Raw genomic sequence first — 17,155 nt, forward strand, 5'->3', positions numbered from 1 at the left:
TGCGCATGGTACCGGCATCGCCCTGTCCGCCCTTGGTTGACCCGTCGGTCAGACACTGCGCAATGCTTCCAGAAGCTCCTCGCCGTAGCGCTCGAGTTTCGATGCGCCAATACCAGGCACCTCGGCCAGTTCATCCAGCGACTCCGGTGCACTGCGCGCCAGCTCTGCCAGCGTGGCATCGTGAAAGATCACATAGGCCGGGACGCCGTGTTCCTTGGCGGTAGCCGTGCGCCAGCGCCGCAACGCTTCCCAGTTGGCCAGCGTGTCGGCATCCATCGTCGCGGTGTGGTCGGTGCGGGCTCCACCGCGCGCCGCGCGCTCGCCTGCCTTGCCTGGCTTGCTGACCTGGCGGCGAAGCGTGATCGACTGCTCGCCCTTGAGCACGGCGCGCGCGGATTCTCCCAGCAGCAGTGCGCCGTGGCCGCCATGGTCGATCATCAGCAGGCCGTGCGCAATCAGTTGCCTGAACACCGCGTGCCATTCCGATACCGAGCGATCCTTGCCGATGCCGAATGTCGACACCTTGTCGTGGCCCCACTGGCGGATCTTCTCGCTGGCATTGCCGCGCAATACGTCGATCAGATGCGTCGCGCCAAAATGCACGCGGCTGGCCTGTGCGGTGCGGTACACGCATGACAGCGCCATCTGGGCTTCACGCGTGCCATCCCAGGTAGATGGCGGCTCGATGCACGTATCGCAGTTACCGCACGGTTGGGCGGTCTCGTCGAAATAGGCCAGGATCCGCACCCGTCTGCAGCCAGCCGTTTCGCACAAACCCAGCAATGCATCGAGCTTGGACGACGACACCCGCTTATGCGCATCGTCCGCTTCAGACTCGTCGATCATCCGCTTTTGCTGCACGACGTCGCCCAGCCCGTAGGCCATCCAGGCATTGGCCGGCAAACCGTCACGGCCCGCGCGCCCGGTTTCCTGGTAATAGCCTTCCATGCTCTTGGGCAGGTCGAGGTGGGCCACGAAGCGCACATCGGGCTTGTCGATGCCCATGCCGAACGCAATCGTGGCCACCATCACGATGCCCTCCTCCTCGCGGAAACGGGCCTGGTGATGCTGCCGTACCTGAGCATCCATGCCGGCATGGTAGCCAAGCGCCTTGATGCCATGCCCCGACAGCCACGCCGCGGTATCCTCGACCTTCTTGCGCGACAGGCAATAGACGATGCCACTATCGTGCCCGCCATCGCCGTTCATGTGCTCGGCCTTGATAAACGCGAGCAACTGCTGGCGAGCATTATCCTTTTCGACGATGCGATAGCGGATATTTGGCCGATCGAAGCTCGATACGAAGACACGGGCATCGTCCAGCGCCAGCCGCTCGACAATCTCGTCGCGCGTCAGCGCATCGGCCGTGGCCGTAAGCGCGATGCGCGGCACATTCGGAAAGCGCTCGTGCAGGACCGACAGTTGAATGTATTCGGGCCGGAAGTCATGCCCCCACTGCGATACGCAGTGCGCTTCGTCGATAGCGAACAAACCCACGCGCGTGCGATCTAGCAGATCAAGGAAGCGCGGCGTCATCAGGCGCTCGGGTGCCACATACAGGACGTCGATCCTGCCGGCCAGCAAGTCACGCTCGACGGCCGAGGCCTCACTGCTGCTCAGCGTGGAATTGAGCACGGCGGCCCGTACGCCTGCCTCCGTCAACGCCGCCACCTGGTCCTGCATCAGCGCGATCAGCGGCGACACCACGATGCCTACGCCATGCCCTGCCTGCTGCCGCAGCAACGCGGGAATCTGGTAGCAAAGCGATTTCCCGCCACCAGTCGGCATCAGCACCAGGCAGTCACCACCGTCCGCCACATGGTCGATGATCTCGGCCTGGCGGCCACGGAAGGCGTGGTAGCCAAACACTTCTTTGAGGATCGCCAGGGCGCGCGACATGGGACAGCGGAATCCGGAAAAGCTGGAAAGGCGTAACCATACCACTCACAGCGTGCCAGGGCTGTATGTGTCTGCGTTGCTGCAGCACTGACAGCTTGCCGGTGCAACGTTGAAGCCGCTGCGCTGGCTATTTCCCAGTGGGAATTTCGAAAGGCGTTGGTTGATCGGGCGGCGACGGATACAGCGGAACACTGCCTTGCGAAGTGTTTTCGGGCAAGAATGGCTTGGGTATGGGTGCCGGAGACACACTCTCGCGCAGCTTCTCAACCTGCTTCTGTCGCGCCTGCTGCTCCAGCTTGTCGCAAAGGCTTGCATTGCCCCGCCCCGCCAGGCATTCGAAGTGCCACACGTAACGCTCGCGGTCTTCGTCGTCAGGTATTGGCCGCAACTGTGCGTTGCCGACATCGAGCGACATACCGCTCATGGGCGACGCAATGGCCGTCGCCCATGCCATTCCCAAGGCTACTACGACAAATGCAACCAGTGCTGGCATATCGATTCGGCATGACGTGCATGCATTGAGGGTGGACACATGCCAACCCTAGGCCCCGGCGGCGCGCGCATGGTTGATGCATCGCAAATCAGAAGCTGTTTAAGTGTTTGGCTAGCCAGCGTGCACGCGAAAAAAAACCCGGCTCGAATGAGCCGGGTTTTCCTAACTTCAACGTCTACTACTGCGCACTAGCGATCAGACCGCGTCGCCGTCACCTTCGGTCGCCTGCACTACCGGCGGCTCGATGAACAGCGATTGTTCTTCGTCGCTGATCGCCTGGGCGCGTTCGCGCTCGGACGCCTCGCGTGCCTTGCGGGCACGGTGGTAGGCCAGGCCGGTACCGGCCGGGATCAAACGACCCACGATCACGTTTTCCTTCAGACCACGCAGGTCGTCGGTCTTGCCCATGATTGCGGCTTCGGTCAGCACGCGCGTCGTTTCCTGGAACGATGCCGCCGAGATGAAGCTGTCGGTCGACAGCGACGCCTTGGTAATACCCAGCAGCAGGTTCTCGTGCATGGCCGGACGCTTGCCGTCGGCGATCACACGGTCGTTCTCGTCGAGCAGCTCCGAACGCTCCACCTGTTCACCCGGGATGAACTTGGTATCGCCAACGTCCTGGATCTGCACACGGCGCAGCATCTGACGAACAATCACTTCGATGTGCTTGTCGTTGATCTTCACGCCCTGCAGACGGTACACGTCCTGCACTTCGTCCACGATGTAGTGCGCCAGCTCCTCGATGCCCTTCAGGCGCAGGATGTCGTGCGGATCCGCCGGACCTTCCACGATCATTTCGCCCTTGTTCACCACCTGGCCGTCGTGCACCAGCACCTGCTTTTCCTTGGCGATCAGGAACTCGTGGGCGTTGCCGTCCAGGTCCGTAATCACCAGGCGCTGCTTGCCCTTCGTGTCCTTGCCGAACGATACCGTACCGGTAACTTCCGCCAGCACGGCGGCGTCCTTCGGCGAACGGGCTTCGAACAGCTCGGCCACACGCGGCAGACCACCGGTAATGTCACGGGTCTTCTGCGATTCGGTGGGGATACGTGCCAGCACTTCACCCACGTGCACCTGCTGACCGTCCTTCACGGTAATCAGCGCGCCCACCTGGAAGCCGATGGTCACGGAGTGGTCCGTGCCCGGGATCTTCACTTCCTGGTTGTTGGCGTCGAGCAGCTTCACCTGCGGGCGCAGGCCCTTGGTGGCAGCCGTACGGCGCTTGGCGTCGATCACCACGAGGGTCGACAGGCCCGTGACTTCGTCCATCTGCTTGGCGACGGTCACGCCTTCTTCCACGTTCTCGAACTTGATCGTGCCCGAGTACTCGGAAACGATCGGACGAGTCAGTGCGTCCCACGTGGCCAGCTGCGTACCAGCCTTGATGGCCTGGCCGTCCTGCACCAGCAGCGTGGCGCCGTACGGGATCTTGTGGCGTTCGCGCTCGCGGCCGTGGTCGTCCGTGATCAGTGCCTCGCCGGAACGCGAGATCACGATCAGTTCGCCCTTGGCGTTGGTCACGTAACGCATGGTCACCGTGAAGCGCACCGTACCGGTTGCCTTGGCTTCCACGCTCGACGCCACTGCCGCACGCGATGCCGCACCACCGATGTGGAACGTACGCATGGTCAGCTGGGTACCCGGCTCACCGATCGACTGCGCAGCGATAACACCCACCGCTTCGCCCGAGTTCACCAGCACGCCGCGGCCCAGGTCACGGCCGTAGCACATGGCGCACAGGCCGTAGCGCGTGTCGCATGCCAGTGGCGTGCGGACCTTGACTTCGTCCACGCCGATGCTGTCGATCAGCTCGACCAGGTCTTCGTCCAGCAGCGTGCCGGTTTCGATCGCGGTTTCCTGGGTTTCAGGGTTCACCACGTCAGCCACCGTCACACGACCCAGGATACGGTCGCGCAGGGCTTCGATCACTTCACCGCCTTCGACCAGGGCCTTCATGGCCACGCCGTTGGAGGTACCGCAATCGTCTTCCACCACGACCAGATCCTGCGTCACGTCGACCAGACGACGCGTCAGGTAACCCGAGTTCGCGGTCTTCAGTGCCGTATCAGCCAGACCCTTACGTGCACCGTGGGTCGAGATGAAGTACTGCAGAACGTTCAGGCCTTCACGGAAGTTCGCCGTAATCGGCGTTTCAATGATCGAGCCATCCGGCTTGGCCATCAGGCCACGCATACCAGCCAGCTGACGAATCTGGGCCGCGCTACCGCGAGCACCCGAGTCCGCCATCATGTAGATCGAGTTGAACGATTCCTGCTTGACGGTTGCGCCAGTACGATCAACCACGTCTTCGTGCTGGAGCTGCTCCATCATCGCCTTGCCCACCTGGTCACCAGCGGCGCCCCAGATGTCCACGACGTTGTTGTAACGCTCCTGGTCCGTCACCAGACCCGACATGTACTGCTTGTCGTATTCCTTCACCTTGGCGGCCGCGTCGGAGATGATCTTCTCCTTCTGCGGCGGCACCAGCATGTCGTCGATGGCGATCGAGATACCGGCGCGCGTAGCCAGGCGGAAGCCCGACTGCAGCAGCTTGTCGGCGAAGATCACGGTTTCGCGCAGACCGCACTTGCGGAACGCAGTGTTGATCAGGCGCGAGATTTCCTTCTTCTTCAGCGGCTTGTTCAGCACCGAGAACGGCAGGCCCTTCGGCAGGATCTCGGACATGATCGCGCGGCCGACCGTGGTGGCCTGCAGGCGGATCCGCGGCGCGAAGCGGGCATCGCCCACCGCGTCCTTGTCGACGAGTTCGTACTCGGTGATCCGCACGTTCACGCGCGAAGCGAGTTCGACTTCCTTGTTCTCGTAGGCGCGGATGACTTCGCTGATGTCAGCGAACGTCATGCCTTCACCCTTGCCGTTGATCTTGTCGCGGGTCGTGTAGTACAGACCCAGCACCACGTCCTGCGACGGCACGATCGACGGGTCGCCGTTGGCCGGGAACAGCACGTTGTTCGAAGCCAGCATCAGCGTGCGGGCTTCCATCTGGGCTTCCAGCGACAGCGGCACGTGAACGGCCATCTGGTCACCGTCGAAGTCGGCGTTGAATGCCGCGCAGACCAGCGGATGCAGCTGGATGGCCTTGCCTTCGATCAGCACCGGCTCGAACGCCTGGATACCCAGGCGGTGCAGCGTCGGCGCGCGGTTCAGCATCACCGGGTGCTCGCGGATCACCTCTTCGAGGATGTCCCACACCACCGGCGTCTGGCTTTCCACTTCCTTCTTCGCCGCCTTGATGGTGGTGGCGATGCCCATCGTTTCCAGCTTGTGGAAGATGAACGGCTTGAACAGTTCCAGCGCCATCAGCTTGGGCAGACCGCACTGGTGCAACTTCAGCGTCGGACCCACCACGATCACCGAACGGCCCGAGTAGTCCACGCGCTTGCCCAGCAGGTTCTGACGGAAACGACCGCCCTTACCCTTGATCATCTCGGCCAGCGACTTCAGCGGACGCTTGTTGGCGCCAGTCATCGCCTTGCCGCGACGACCGTTGTCCAGCAGCGAGTCGACGGCTTCCTGCAGCATGCGCTTTTCGTTGCGCACGATGATTTCAGGGGCCTTCAGCTCCAGCAGGCGCTTCAGACGGTTGTTACGGTTGATGACGCGGCGATACAGGTCGTTCAGGTCCGACGTGGCGAAACGGCCGCCATCGAGCGGAACCAGCGGACGCAGTTCGGGCGGCAGCACCGGCAGCACTTCCAGGATCATCCACTCGGGCTTGATACCCGAACGCTGGAACGCCTCCAGCACCTTCAGGCGCTTGGCGAACTTCTTGATCTTGGCTTCGGAACCAGTGGCTTGCAGCTCGGCGCGGATCTGTTCGATCTGCTTCTCGATGTCGATGCCGCGCAGCAGTTCACGGATGCCCTCGGCACCCATCATCGCCACGAATTCGCCTTCGCCGTACTCATCGCACTTCGCGATGTAGTCGTCTTCCGACATGATCTGGCTGCGCTTGAGCGGCGTCATGCCAGGTTCCAGCACCACGAATGCTTCGAAGTACAGCACGCGTTCGATGTCGCGCAGCGTCATGTCGAGCACCATGCCCAGACGCGACGGCAGCGACTTCAGGAACCAGATGTGCGCGGTCGGCGCGGCCAGTTCGATGTGGCCCATGCGCTCGCGGCGCACCTTGGCCAGCGTCACTTCGACGCCGCACTTCTCGCAGATCACGCCACGGTGCTTCAGGCGCTTGTACTTGCCGCACAGGCACTCGTAGTCCTTGATCGGGCCAAAGATCTTGGCGCAGAACAGACCATCGCGTTCCGGCTTGAACGTACGGTAGTTGATCGTTTCCGGCTTCTTCACTTCACCGTACGACCACGAACGGATCTTCTCGGGCGAGGCCAGGCCGATCTTGATCGCGTCGAACTGCTCTTCCTGCTGTACCTGCTTAAAGAGATCGAGCAATGCTTTCATTGCAACTCCTTGTATCGCCGCCGGTCCGGAGTCTGTCCGGAACAGCGGCATTCAATCCTGTGGAAAACCTGCGCTGGTGGGAGGCGGCCGCGGCTGCCTCCCCGATCAACCGGATCAGTAACGATCCAGGTCGATATCGATACCCAGCGAGCGGATTTCCTTAACCAGCACGTTGAACGATTCCGGCATGCCGGCATCGATCGAGTGCTCGCCCTTGACGATGTTCTCGTAGACCTTGGTACGGCCGTTCACGTCATCGGACTTGACCGTCAGCATTTCCTGCAGCACGTACGATGCGCCGTAGGCTTCCAGTGCCCAGACTTCCATCTCACCGAAACGCTGGCCACCGAACTGGGCCTTACCGCCCAGCGGCTGCTGCGTCACCAGCGAGTACGGGCCGGTCGAGCGGGCGTGCATCTTGTCGTCCACCAGGTGATGCAGCTTCAGCATGTGCATCACACCCAGCGTGACCGGACGCTCGAACGCTTCGCCAGTACGGCCGTCGTGCAGCGTGACCTGTTGCTTCGAAGCGGTCAGGCCCTTCTCCTTGGCGATCTCGTCCGGATAAGCCAGGTCGAGCATGCGGCGGATTTCGTCTTCGTGCGCACCGTCGAACACCGGCGTGGCAAACGGCACACCCTTCTTCAGGTTGCCGGCCAGCTCGAGCACTTCGGCGTCGGACAGGCTGTCCAGGTCTTCGGCCTTGCCGCTCTCGTTGTAGATCTGCGCGAGCAGCGGACGCAGTTCCTGCGCCTTGGCCTGGGCCTTGAGCATGTCGCCGATACGCTGGCCCAGACCGCGAGCGGCCCAGCCCAGGTGGGTTTCCAGAATCTGGCCCACGTTCATCCGCGACGGCACGCCCAGCGGGTTCAGCACGATGTCTGCCGGCGTACCGTCAGCCATGTACGGCATGTCTTCGATCGGCACGATCTTCGACACCACACCCTTGTTACCGTGACGGCCGGCCATCTTGTCGCCAGGCTGCAGGCGGCGCTTGACGGCCAGGTACACCTTGACCATCTTGATCACGCCCGGCGGCAGTTCGTCGCCCTGCGTGAGCTTCTTGCGCTTTTCCTCGAAGGCGAGGTCGAACTCGTGACGCTTCTGCTCGATGGCTTCCTTCACGGCTTCCAGCTGGGCAGCCACTTCCTCGTCGGCCGGACGGATGTCGAACCAGTGGTACTTGTCCAGGTCGGCCAGGTATTCGCGGGTCAGCTTGGCGCCCTTGGCCAGCTTCTTCGGACCGCCGTTGACGGTCTTGTCGAGCAGCAGGCGTTCCAGACGCTGGAATGCATCGCCTTCCACGATACGCAGCTGGTCGTTCAGGTCCAGGCGGTAGCGCTTCAGTTCGTCGTCGATGATCGACTGGGCGCGCTTGTCGCGCGTCACGCCTTCACGCGTGAAGACCTGCACGTCGATCACGATACCGCTCATGCCCGACGGCACGCGCAGCGACGTGTCCTTCACGTCCGAAGCCTTCTCACCGAAGATCGCGCGCAGCAGCTTCTCTTCCGGCGTCAGCTGGGTCTCGCCCTTCGGCGTGACCTTGCCCACCAGCACGTCACCGGCTTCCACTTCGGCGCCAATGTACGTGATGCCCGACTCGTCCAGACGCGCCAGTTGCGCTTCGGCCAGGTTCGAGATGTCGCGCGTGATTTCTTCAGGTCCGAGCTTCGTGTCGCGGGCGACGACCGACAGTTCCTCGATGTGGATCGAGGTGTAGCGGTCTTCGGCAACCACACGCTCCGAGATCAGGATCGAATCCTCGAAGTTGTAGCCGTTCCACGGCATGAACGCGACCAGCATGTTCTGGCCCAGAGCCAGCTCGCCCAGATCGGTCGAAGCGCCGTCGGCGATCACGTCGTTGCGGGCAACGATATCGCCAACCTTCACCATCGGACGCTGGTTGATGTTGGTGTTCTGGTTCGAACGCGTGTACTTGATCAGGTTGTAGATGTCCACGCCAACTTCACCGGCCACGGCTTCGTCGTCGTTCACACGAATCACCACACGCATTGCGTCGACGTAGTCAACCACGCCGCCACGCATCGCCTGCACCGCCGTACCCGAGTCAACGGCCACGGTGCGCTCGACGCCGGTACCCACCAGCGGCTTGTCCGGACGCAGGCAAGGCACGGCCTGACGCTGCATGTTCGCGCCCATCAGTGCACGGTTCGCGTCATCGTGTTCGAGGAACGGCACCAGCGAGGCAGCGGCCGACACGATCTGCGACGGCGCCACGTCGATGTACTGGACGCGGTCCGGCGTGACCATACGAGTTTCACGCTCGGAACCTTCGCGGGACGACACCAGTTCGTCGATCAGGGTGCCGTCGGCGTCGACAGTCGCGTTGGCCTGGGCCACCACGTACTTGCCTTCCTCGATGGCCGACAGGTAGTCCACCTGGTCGGTCAGCTTGCTGTTCTCGACCTTGCGGTACGGCGTTTCCAGGAAGCCGTATTCGTTCAGGCGAGCATACAGAGCCAGCGAGTTGATCAGACCAATGTTCGGACCTTCCGGCGTTTCGATCGGGCACACGCGGCCATAGTGGGTCGGGTGCACGTCGCGGACTTCAAAGCCGGCGCGCTCGCGCGTAAGACCGCCCGGGCCAAGGGCCGAAACACGGCGCTTGTGGGTGATTTCCGACAGCGGGTTGGTCTGGTCCATGAACTGCGACAGCTGCGACGAACCGAAGAACTCGCGAATCGCCGACGAAATCGGCTTCGAGTTGATCAGGTCGTGCGGCATCAGGTTCTCAGTCTCGGCCTGGCCCAGACGTTCCTTGACAGCACGCTCCACGCGCGACAGGCCCGCGCGGAACTGGTTTTCAGCCAGCTCGCCGACGCAACGCACACGACGGTTGCCCAAGTGATCGATATCGTCGACTTCGCCCTTGCCGTTACGCAGGTTGACGAGGATCTTGATCGTTTCGAGGATGTCCTCGTCCTGCAGCACCATGCTGCCTTCGCCGCTCGGGCGCGACAGGCGGCTGTTGACCTTCATACGGCCAACACGCGACAGGTCGTACGATTCTTCGCTGTAGAACAGACGCTGGAACAGTGCTTCCACGGCGTCTTCGGTGGGCGGCTCGCCCGGACGCATCATGCGGTAGATGGCGATACGCGCGGCGGTCTGGTCGGCGGTGTCGTCCACACGCAGGGTCTGCGAGATGTACGGACCTTGGTCGAGGTCGTTCGTGTACAGCGTCTGGATCTGCTTGACACCGGCTTCGCGCAGGTTTTCCAGCAGCGTTTCGGTCAGCTCGTCGTTGGCGTTGGCGATCACTTCACCGGTATCCGGATCGATGATGTTCTTGGCCAGCACGCGGCCCAGCAGGTAGTCTTCCGGCACGCTGATCAGCTTGGTACCGGCGGAGTCCAGGTCGCGAATGTGCTTGGCGTTGATCCGCTTGTCCTTCTCCACGACGACGCGGCCGTTCTTGTCGGCGATGTCGAAGCGCGCGACTTCACCGCGCAGGCGCTCGGGCACGAACTCGAGTTGCGCGCCTTCGCTCTGCAGCGTGAAGTTGTCGAATACGAAGAAGTGAGCCAGGATCTGTTCCGGCGTCAGGCCGATCGACTTCAGCAGGATCGTCACCGGCATCTTGCGGCGGCGGTCGACGCGGAAGTACAGGATGTCCTTCGGATCGAATTCGAAGTCGAGCCACGAGCCACGGTACGGAATGATCCGAGCCGAGAACAGCAGCTTGCCCGAGCTGTGCGTCTTGCCCTTGTCGTGCTCGAAGAACACGCCCGGCGAACGGTGCAGCTGGCTGACGATGACACGCTCGGTGCCGTTGATGACGAAAGAACCGGTCGAGGTCATGAGCGGAATTTCGCCCATGTAGACTTCCTGCTCCTTCACTTCCTTTACCTTGCCCGGGTTCTCGCGATCGTTGATGATCAGGCGAACCTTCGCACGCAGCGCCGAGTGGAACGTCAGGCCACGTTGCTGGCATTCCTTGACGTCGAACGGCGGGTTGGACAGGTGATACGAGACAAACTCCATACGGGCAAGCCCGTTATGGGAGGAAATTGGGAAGATCGCGTTGAAAGCGGCCTGCAGACCCTCGCTTTTGCGACGCGCGGTCGGCGTTTCCGCTTGCAAGAACTGGGTGTAGGATTCAATCTGTGTGGCAAGCAGGAATGGAACCTGATGAACCGTCGCGCGCTTCGCAAAGGATTTGCGAATGCGCTTCTTTTCGGTGAAGCTGTACGCCATGGGATCTCCGAATCATCGCAGGGCTGGCTGGACCTGGCCGGCACCTGAGGTGTTCAGCGACTGGGAGGGGATTTGGCGGTTGGCCGCTACCAACCTCTGGCTGACGGTACCCGCACGCTGCGGACGGTGTGGTCATTGCACGGCGCAATGCCTGCACACGTCCGGGGGGCACCCGACCAAACTTGTCTTCTGCAGTCGGTTCAGAAGACAAACATCAGCAACCACCTAGTGTGCCACTGATGTTTGGCTTCTGCTGAGGCAGCGATCGATTATCGCTCGCCAAGCATAGCTTACTTCACATCTCGCCCATCCGGGCCGTATTGCGCCGCTTTCAGGTGCACCTTCAAACACACCCCACAGAAGCGCAAAAAGGCTGGCGCCGGGAATTTCCCTTTGCCAGCCCCTCCGCGTGCCACGGGGGCACGCGCGGTACCACTTACTTGACGTCGACCTTCGCGCCAGCGTCTTCCAGCTTCTTCTTGGCTTCGTCTGCAGCAGCCTTGTCCACGCCTTCCTTGACAGCCTTCGGTGCGCCATCGACCAGGTCCTTGGCTTCCTTCAGGCCCAGACCGGTGATTTCGCGAACGGCCTTGATCACGCCAACCTTGTTGGCGCCAACTTCGGCCAGAATCACGTTGAATTCGGTCTTTTCTTCAACAGCGGCGGCACCAGCGCCCGGGGCAGCAGCCACAGCCATGGCAGCAGCCGACACGCCAAACTTCTCTTCGAACGCCTTGACCAGGTCGTTCAGTTCCATCACGGACATCGCGCCTACGGCTTCCAGGATGTCGTCTTTAGTGATTGCCATTTGGATTACTCCTACTAGATTTGATTCGGGATCGGTATTGCGATCTGTATATGAGACAGCTCAGGCAGCCGGGGCTTCTGCTTCCGCTTCCGCGGGAGCGCCTTCGGCGTTCTTGGCAGCCAGTGCGGCCAGCAGGCGGGCAAAGCCCGACACCGGCGCTTGCATCACGCCAAGCAGCTGAGCAATCAGTTCGTCACGGCTCGGGATCGAAGCCAGGGCCTTGACGGCGCCAGCATCGAGAACCTTACCGTCGTACGACCCAGCGCGCAGAACCAACTTGTCGTTGGTCTTGGCAAAGTCGTTCAGAACCTTGGCCGAGGACACTGCATCTTCGGAAATACCGTAGATCAGCGGACCCGTCATTTGCTCTGCGAGGCCTGCAAACGGCGTACCTTCGACGGCACGGCGAGCCAGCGTGTTCTTCAGAACGCGCAGGTACACGCCTTGCTGACGAGCGGTAGCACGCAGCTTGGTCAGATCGCCAACCGCAATGCCGCGATATTCGGCAACGACGATGGTCTGGGCCTTGGCGACTTGCGCCGAAACCTCAGCAACGACGGCCTTCTTATCTTCAATATTAAGTGGCACGGTTAAGCTCCAAAACGATGCGAACGCACCGGAAAAACCGGCGCAAACACATCAGTCCAAACGAACGGCGTCCGATTGGCCCGAATCGGCCAGGCAGTACCTGGCTTCATCAATCCCTTCGGGTGCGCCATCTGCGCTGGCGGGCCGACTGCCATCGGAGCGAACCCCGTATGTGCCGACCGATTAAGTCCACGCTGCCATGGGCGGTGTGAACACCAGCGGTCTTTGATAACCAGCAGCACCTGCTTCGCGTCATCGCGTGGCGAGTGCTACTGCCCAAAGCCTTGCTCCGTCATCTGTTCGAATCGGGAGCCAACCGCGGCAACGCCGCGATCTTCAATTCCTGCCCTGGCCGGAGTTATCGGGTTCCGGTCAGGTGGTTGCCGTCAGCTCAGGCTGCCAGCGAGGTCTGTTCAACGCGAACGCCAACGCCCATGGTGGACGACACGGCGATCTTGCGCAGGTACACACCCTTGCTCGTTGCCGGCTTGGACTTGACCAGGGCGTCCAGCAGGGCGGCCAGGTTGCTCTTCAGCGCGGCGTCTTCAAACGAGCGACGACCGATGGTGGCGTGGATGATACCGGCCTTGTCGACACGGAATTGCACCTGACCAGCCTTGGCGTTCTTCACTGCCTGGGCGACGTCGGGCGTCACGGTGCCAACCTTCGGGTTCGGCATCAGGCCGCGCGGGCCGAGGATCTGGCCCAGCGTACCGACGATACGCATCGTGTCCGGCGAAGCGATCACGACGTCGAAGTTCAGGTTACCGGCCTTCACTTGCTCGGCCAGGTCTTCCATGCCAACGATGTCAGCACCGGCGGCCTTGGCGGCTTCGGCCTTCTCGCCTTGGGCGAACACGGCCACACGGACCGACTTGCCGGTACCAGCCGGCAGCACTACCGAACCGCGCACCACTTGGTCCGACTTCTTGGCGTCGATGCCCAGTTGCACGGCCACGTCGATCGATTCGTCGAACTTCGCCGAAGCGCAGCTCTTCACCAGGCCCAGGGCCTCGTCGATCGGGTAGAACTTGGTACGCTCGATCTTCGCCTTGTTGGCGGCGACGCGCTTGGAAACCTTAGCCATTTACAGACCCTCCACGGTGATGCCCATCGAACGCGCCGAACCTGCGATCGTACGCACGGCGGCGTCGAGGTCAGCGGCGGTGAGGTCAGCGTTCTTGGCCTTGGCGATATCTTCAGCCTGGGCGCGGGTGATCTTGCCAACCTTGTCGGTGTGGGGCTTCGGCGAACCCTTGGTGATGCCTGCTGCCTTCTTGATCAGCACGGTCGCCGGCGGCGACTTCATCACGAAGGTGAAGCTCTTGTCGGCGAAGGCGGTAATCACCACCGGCACCGGCAGACCGGGTTCCATACCCTGGGTCTGGGCGTTGAACGCCTTGCAGAACTCCATGATGTTCAGACCGCGCTGACCCAGTGCGGGACCAACGGGCGGGGAGGGATTTGCCTTACCAGCCGGAATCTGCAGCTTGATAAAGCCAATAATCTTCTTGGCCATCTTTACTCCAATCCGGATCCGTTCCTGTTTCGGAATTCAGATCCTGTTGAGTCGTAACGCGCTATCGCCATGCCGAGACACGACCTCACGCTCCTCTTCGGGCGAGTCTTCCGACTTGCCCTGTCTGCCCGCCGCCGCCCGTTAAGGGCAGCGACGACCATGATCCTTAAACCTTCTCGACCTGGCCGAATTCGAGTTCGACCGGCGTTGCACGTCCGAAGATCGTTACGGTCACGCGCAGGCGCGATTTCTCGTAGTTCACTTCCTCGACGTTGCCATTGAAGTCGGTGAACGGGCCGTCCTTGACGCGCACCATTTCGCCCACTTCAAACAGCGTCTTGGGACGCGGCTTCTCGACCCCTTCCTGCATCTGGGTCATGATCTTGTCGACTTCGCGTTGCGAAATCGGGCTCGGGCGGTTACGCGCACCACCAACGAAGCCGGTGACCTTGCTGGTGTTCTTGACCAGGTGCCACGTTTCGTCGGTCATTTCCATTTCCACCAGCACGTAGCCGGGGAAGAAACGACGTTCGGTCACGGACTTGTGCCCGCCCTTGATTTCCACGACTTCTTCCGAGGGCACCAGAATGCGACCGAACTTGTCTTGCATCTCGGCGCGCTCGATGCGCTCCTGCAGAGCGCGCTGCACGCTCTTTTCCATGCCGGAGTAAGCGTGCACCACGTACCAGCGCTTCTTCGACGAAGGCGATTCCGAGGCCGTGGTTTCCTGCTGGGCGTTATCCGTCATGTCCTACCTCTTATTTCCAGCCCAGCACGAGCGAGAAAATCACCCACTCGATGAGCTTGTCAGCCGACCACAGGAACAGTGCCATGATCACGACGAAGGCAAACACGAGCCCCGTCATTTGTCCGGCTTCCTTGCGCGTCGGCCAAACGACCTTGCGAACTTCCCGATACGACTCACGCGCGAATCCCACGAAGTCCTTGCCCGGAGCCGAGACAAGCGCCACGACCACGCCGAGCGCAAGCCCGGCAAAGAGTGCAGCGCCACGTACGTACGAAGGCTGCTGGGCCAGCGCGTAGAAACCGATGACTCCGGCTACCACCAGGAGCACGGCCACGACGAGCATCCACTTGCCGCTCGAGGCGCCTACGGTTTCAACATTGGGATTAGCCATGTTTCGCAAACGAGACTAAGCCGCGTCACGATTATTCCTCGCGACGCGGCTGATTGATTTGGCAGGGGCAGAGGGAATCGAACCCCCAACCTTCGGTTTTGGAGACCGACGCTCTGCCAGTTGAGCTATACCCCTAAAACAACTTCGGGGTCGGCTAATGCCAACCCCTCTGGCAAACGAACGCGGCTGGTTGGTGCCGCGCTCGCCAGTTCGACTAGTTAATTAGTCGAGGATCTTTGCCACAACGCCGGCGCCGACGGTACGGCCACCTTCGCGGATTGCGAAGCGCAGGCCTTCTTCCATGGCGATCGGGGCGATCAGCTTGACGGTGATCGACACGTTGTCACCCGGCATGACCATTTCCTTGTCCTTCGGCAGCTCGATCGAGCCAGTCACGTCGGTCGTACGGAAGTAGAACTGCGGGCGGTAGTTGTTGAAGAACGGCGTGTGACGACCACCTTCGTCCTTCGACAGAATGTACACCTCACCGGTGAAGTGGGTGTGCGGCTTGATCGAGCCCGGCTTGCACAGGACTTGACCACGCTCGACGTCTTCGCGCTTCGTGCCGCGCAGCAGCAGACCCACGTTGTCGCCTGCCTGACCCTGGTCCAGCAGCTTGCGGAACATTTCCACGCCGGTGCAGGTCGTCTTGACCGTCGGGCGGATACCCACGATTTCGATTTCCTCACCAACCTTCACCACACCGCGCTCGATACGGCCGGTCACCACGGTACCGCGGCCCGAGATCGAGAACACGTCTTCCACCGGCATCAGGAACGTACCGTCCACAGCGCGCTCCGGCGTCGGGATGTACGTGTCCAGCGCGTCGGCCAGGGCCATGATCGCCACTTCGCCCAGTTCGCCCTTGTCGCCTTCCAGCGCCAGCTTGGCCGAACCCTTCACGATCGGCGTGTCGTCGCCCGGGAAGTCGTACTTGCTCAGCAGCTCGCGCACTTCCATTTCCACCAGCTCGAGCAGCTCGGCGTCGTCCACCATGTCGCACTTGTTCAGGAACACGATGATGTACGGCACGCCAACCTGGCGGGCCAGCAGGATGTGCTCACGCGTTTGCGGCATCGGGCCGTCAGCGGCCGAGCAAACCAGGATTGCGCCGTCCATCTGCGCAGCGCCCGTGATCATGTTCTTCACATAGTCAGCGTGGCCCGGGCAGTCAACGTGGGCGTAGTGGCGGTTCGCCGTTTCGTATTCCACGTGCGCGGTGTTGATCGTGATGCCGCGTGCCTTCTCTTCCGGCGCTGCGTCGATCTCGTCGTACTTCTTGGCGGCGCCACCGAACTTTGCAGCCAGCACCGTGGCAATCGCTGCCGTCAGCGTCGTCTTGCCGTGGTCAACGTGACCAATCGTACCAACGTTCACGTGCGGCTTGGTCCGCTCGAACTTTTCTTTTGCCATTTCGTGACTCCTGTCTCGGTAGCAATTGCCAGTGCGGGTATAGATGGTGCCCATGGGCAGGATCGAACTGCCGACCTCTCCCTTACCAAGGGAGTGCTCTACCACTGAGCCACATGGGCGAAACTTGACTTACTTCTTCAACGGCGACCGAGGTACTGGAGCGGGTGAAGGGAATCGAACCCTCGTCGTAAGCTTGGAAGGCTTCTGCTCTACCATTGAGCTACACCCGCCCGGTTACTTCTTCCTGCCTCACCGGCTTTCGCCTGGTCACTGCATTGCATTCTGGTGGAGAGGGCTGGATTCGAACCAGCGTAGGCGTAAGCCAACAGATTTACAGTCTGCCCCCTTTAGCCACTCGGGCACCTCTCCGCAGAGAACTTGTGATTATGGTCTAGCTCACCTGGGCTGTCAAGCACTTTCCGTTGCGGTTAGCGCCTTTGCGGCTTGCCCTGGTGGCCTGCGAGCGCGCCGTACAGGCCGTGCTTGCTGACCAGAATCATCGATCTGAAATCGACGCTCTCACCCTATAGGGGTTGCCGGGAAAGGTTTTTGCGCCTCGGCGGGAGCTGTTCGCAGACCGTTCGCCCAAAAGCAAAACCCCCAAGCTTTTAGGGCTTGGGGGTTCTGGGTATAAGAGC

Annotated in this window: 11 protein-coding genes and 4 tRNA genes; all 15 read right to left on the bottom strand. The window is 61.6% G+C overall.

Annotated features, from left to right (window positions below; all coding sequences use genetic code 11):
* Positions 1-48: 48 nt before the first annotated feature.
* The 15 genes from recQ to ACO550_RS35710 all read right to left on the bottom strand — a co-directional run bounded on the left by recQ (position 49) and on the right by ACO550_RS35710 (position 16,886).
* A complete protein-coding gene (gene recQ, locus ACO550_RS35640) occupies positions 49-1,899 on the bottom strand; it encodes a DNA helicase RecQ (protein WP_315598586.1) in 1,851 nt (616 codons plus the stop codon).
* 127 nt (positions 1,900-2,026) lie between these two features.
* Positions 2,027-2,392: a hypothetical protein gene (locus ACO550_RS35645; protein WP_315598587.1), complete on the bottom strand. Its 366-nt coding sequence runs from the start codon at positions 2,390-2,392 to the stop codon at positions 2,027-2,029.
* 195 nt (positions 2,393-2,587) lie between these two features.
* On the bottom strand, positions 2,588-6,829 hold the full coding sequence (rpoC, locus tag ACO550_RS35650; protein ID WP_315598588.1) for a DNA-directed RNA polymerase subunit beta': 4,242 nt from the start codon (positions 6,827-6,829) through the stop codon (positions 2,588-2,590).
* A 114-nt stretch (positions 6,830-6,943) separates the two neighbouring features.
* On the bottom strand, positions 6,944-11,050 hold the full coding sequence (rpoB, locus tag ACO550_RS35655) for a DNA-directed RNA polymerase subunit beta (protein WP_315598589.1): 4,107 nt from the start codon (positions 11,048-11,050) through the stop codon (positions 6,944-6,946).
* A gap of 436 nt (positions 11,051-11,486) precedes the next feature.
* Positions 11,487-11,858 (bottom strand): 50S ribosomal protein L7/L12, encoded by a 372-nt coding sequence (gene rplL / locus ACO550_RS35660; RefSeq protein ID WP_315598590.1) that lies wholly within the window; start codon positions 11,856-11,858, stop codon positions 11,487-11,489.
* 60 nt (positions 11,859-11,918) lie between these two features.
* A complete protein-coding gene (gene rplJ, locus ACO550_RS35665; RefSeq protein WP_315598591.1) occupies positions 11,919-12,446 on the bottom strand; it encodes a 50S ribosomal protein L10 in 528 nt (175 codons plus the stop codon).
* 391 nt (positions 12,447-12,837) lie between these two features.
* Entirely contained in the window at positions 12,838-13,533 is a 696-nt protein-coding gene (gene rplA, locus ACO550_RS35670; RefSeq protein WP_315598592.1) for a 50S ribosomal protein L1, read from the bottom strand.
* On the bottom strand, positions 13,534-13,965 hold the full coding sequence (rplK, locus tag ACO550_RS35675; protein ID WP_144200261.1) for a 50S ribosomal protein L11: 432 nt from the start codon (positions 13,963-13,965) through the stop codon (positions 13,534-13,536).
* 166 nt (positions 13,966-14,131) lie between these two features.
* Positions 14,132-14,713 carry a transcription termination/antitermination protein NusG gene (nusG, locus tag ACO550_RS35680; RefSeq protein ID WP_130393161.1) on the bottom strand — a complete coding sequence of 194 codons (582 nt, stop codon included), beginning with the start codon at positions 14,711-14,713 and terminating at the stop codon, positions 14,132-14,134.
* 10 nt (positions 14,714-14,723) lie between these two features.
* On the bottom strand, positions 14,724-15,104 hold the full coding sequence (gene secE / locus ACO550_RS35685) for a preprotein translocase subunit SecE (protein ID WP_066734350.1): 381 nt from the start codon (positions 15,102-15,104) through the stop codon (positions 14,724-14,726).
* 59 nt (positions 15,105-15,163) lie between these two features.
* Positions 15,164-15,239: transfer RNA gene (locus ACO550_RS35690), tRNA-Trp, on the bottom strand.
* Positions 15,240-15,326: 87 nt separating this feature from the next.
* Positions 15,327-16,517 (bottom strand): elongation factor Tu, encoded by a 1,191-nt coding sequence (gene tuf, locus ACO550_RS35695; protein WP_485995116.1) that lies wholly within the window; start codon positions 16,515-16,517, stop codon positions 15,327-15,329.
* A 44-nt stretch (positions 16,518-16,561) separates the two neighbouring features.
* Positions 16,562-16,636: transfer RNA gene (locus ACO550_RS35700), tRNA-Thr, on the bottom strand.
* A gap of 37 nt (positions 16,637-16,673) precedes the next feature.
* Positions 16,674-16,747: transfer RNA gene (locus ACO550_RS35705), tRNA-Gly, on the bottom strand.
* Between the two features lie 53 nt (positions 16,748-16,800).
* Positions 16,801-16,886, bottom strand: a tRNA-Tyr gene (locus ACO550_RS35710).
* Positions 16,887-17,155 lie beyond the last annotated feature (269 nt).

Source organism: Cupriavidus sp., from assembly GCF_057315035.1.

What these genes read in the sequence shown, in the direction of transcription:
- rpoB (WP_315598589.1), bottom strand. Translation starts at nt 11,050, where the DNA reads ATGGCGTACAGCTTCACCGAAAAGAAGCGCATTCGCAAATCCTTTGCG.
- rplA (WP_315598592.1), bottom strand. Translation starts at nt 13,533, where the DNA reads ATGGCTAAGGTTTCCAAGCGCGTCGCCGCCAACAAGGCGAAGATCGAG.
- nusG (WP_130393161.1), bottom strand. Translation starts at nt 14,713, where the DNA reads ATGACGGATAACGCCCAGCAGGAAACCACGGCCTCGGAATCGCCTTCG.
- rplK (WP_144200261.1), bottom strand. Translation starts at nt 13,965, where the DNA reads ATGGCCAAGAAGATTATTGGCTTTATCAAGCTGCAGATTCCGGCTGGT.
- rpoC (WP_315598588.1), bottom strand. Translation starts at nt 6,829, where the DNA reads ATGAAAGCATTGCTCGATCTCTTTAAGCAGGTACAGCAGGAAGAGCAG.
- ACO550_RS35645 (WP_315598587.1), bottom strand. Translation starts at nt 2,392, where the DNA reads ATGCCAGCACTGGTTGCATTTGTCGTAGTAGCCTTGGGAATGGCATGG.
- tuf (WP_485995116.1), bottom strand. Translation starts at nt 16,517, where the DNA reads ATGGCAAAAGAAAAGTTCGAGCGGACCAAGCCGCACGTGAACGTTGGT.
- recQ (WP_315598586.1), bottom strand. Translation starts at nt 1,899, where the DNA reads ATGTCGCGCGCCCTGGCGATCCTCAAAGAAGTGTTTGGCTACCACGCC.
- rplL (WP_315598590.1), bottom strand. Translation starts at nt 11,858, where the DNA reads ATGGCAATCACTAAAGACGACATCCTGGAAGCCGTAGGCGCGATGTCC.
- secE (WP_066734350.1), bottom strand. Translation starts at nt 15,104, where the DNA reads ATGGCTAATCCCAATGTTGAAACCGTAGGCGCCTCGAGCGGCAAGTGG.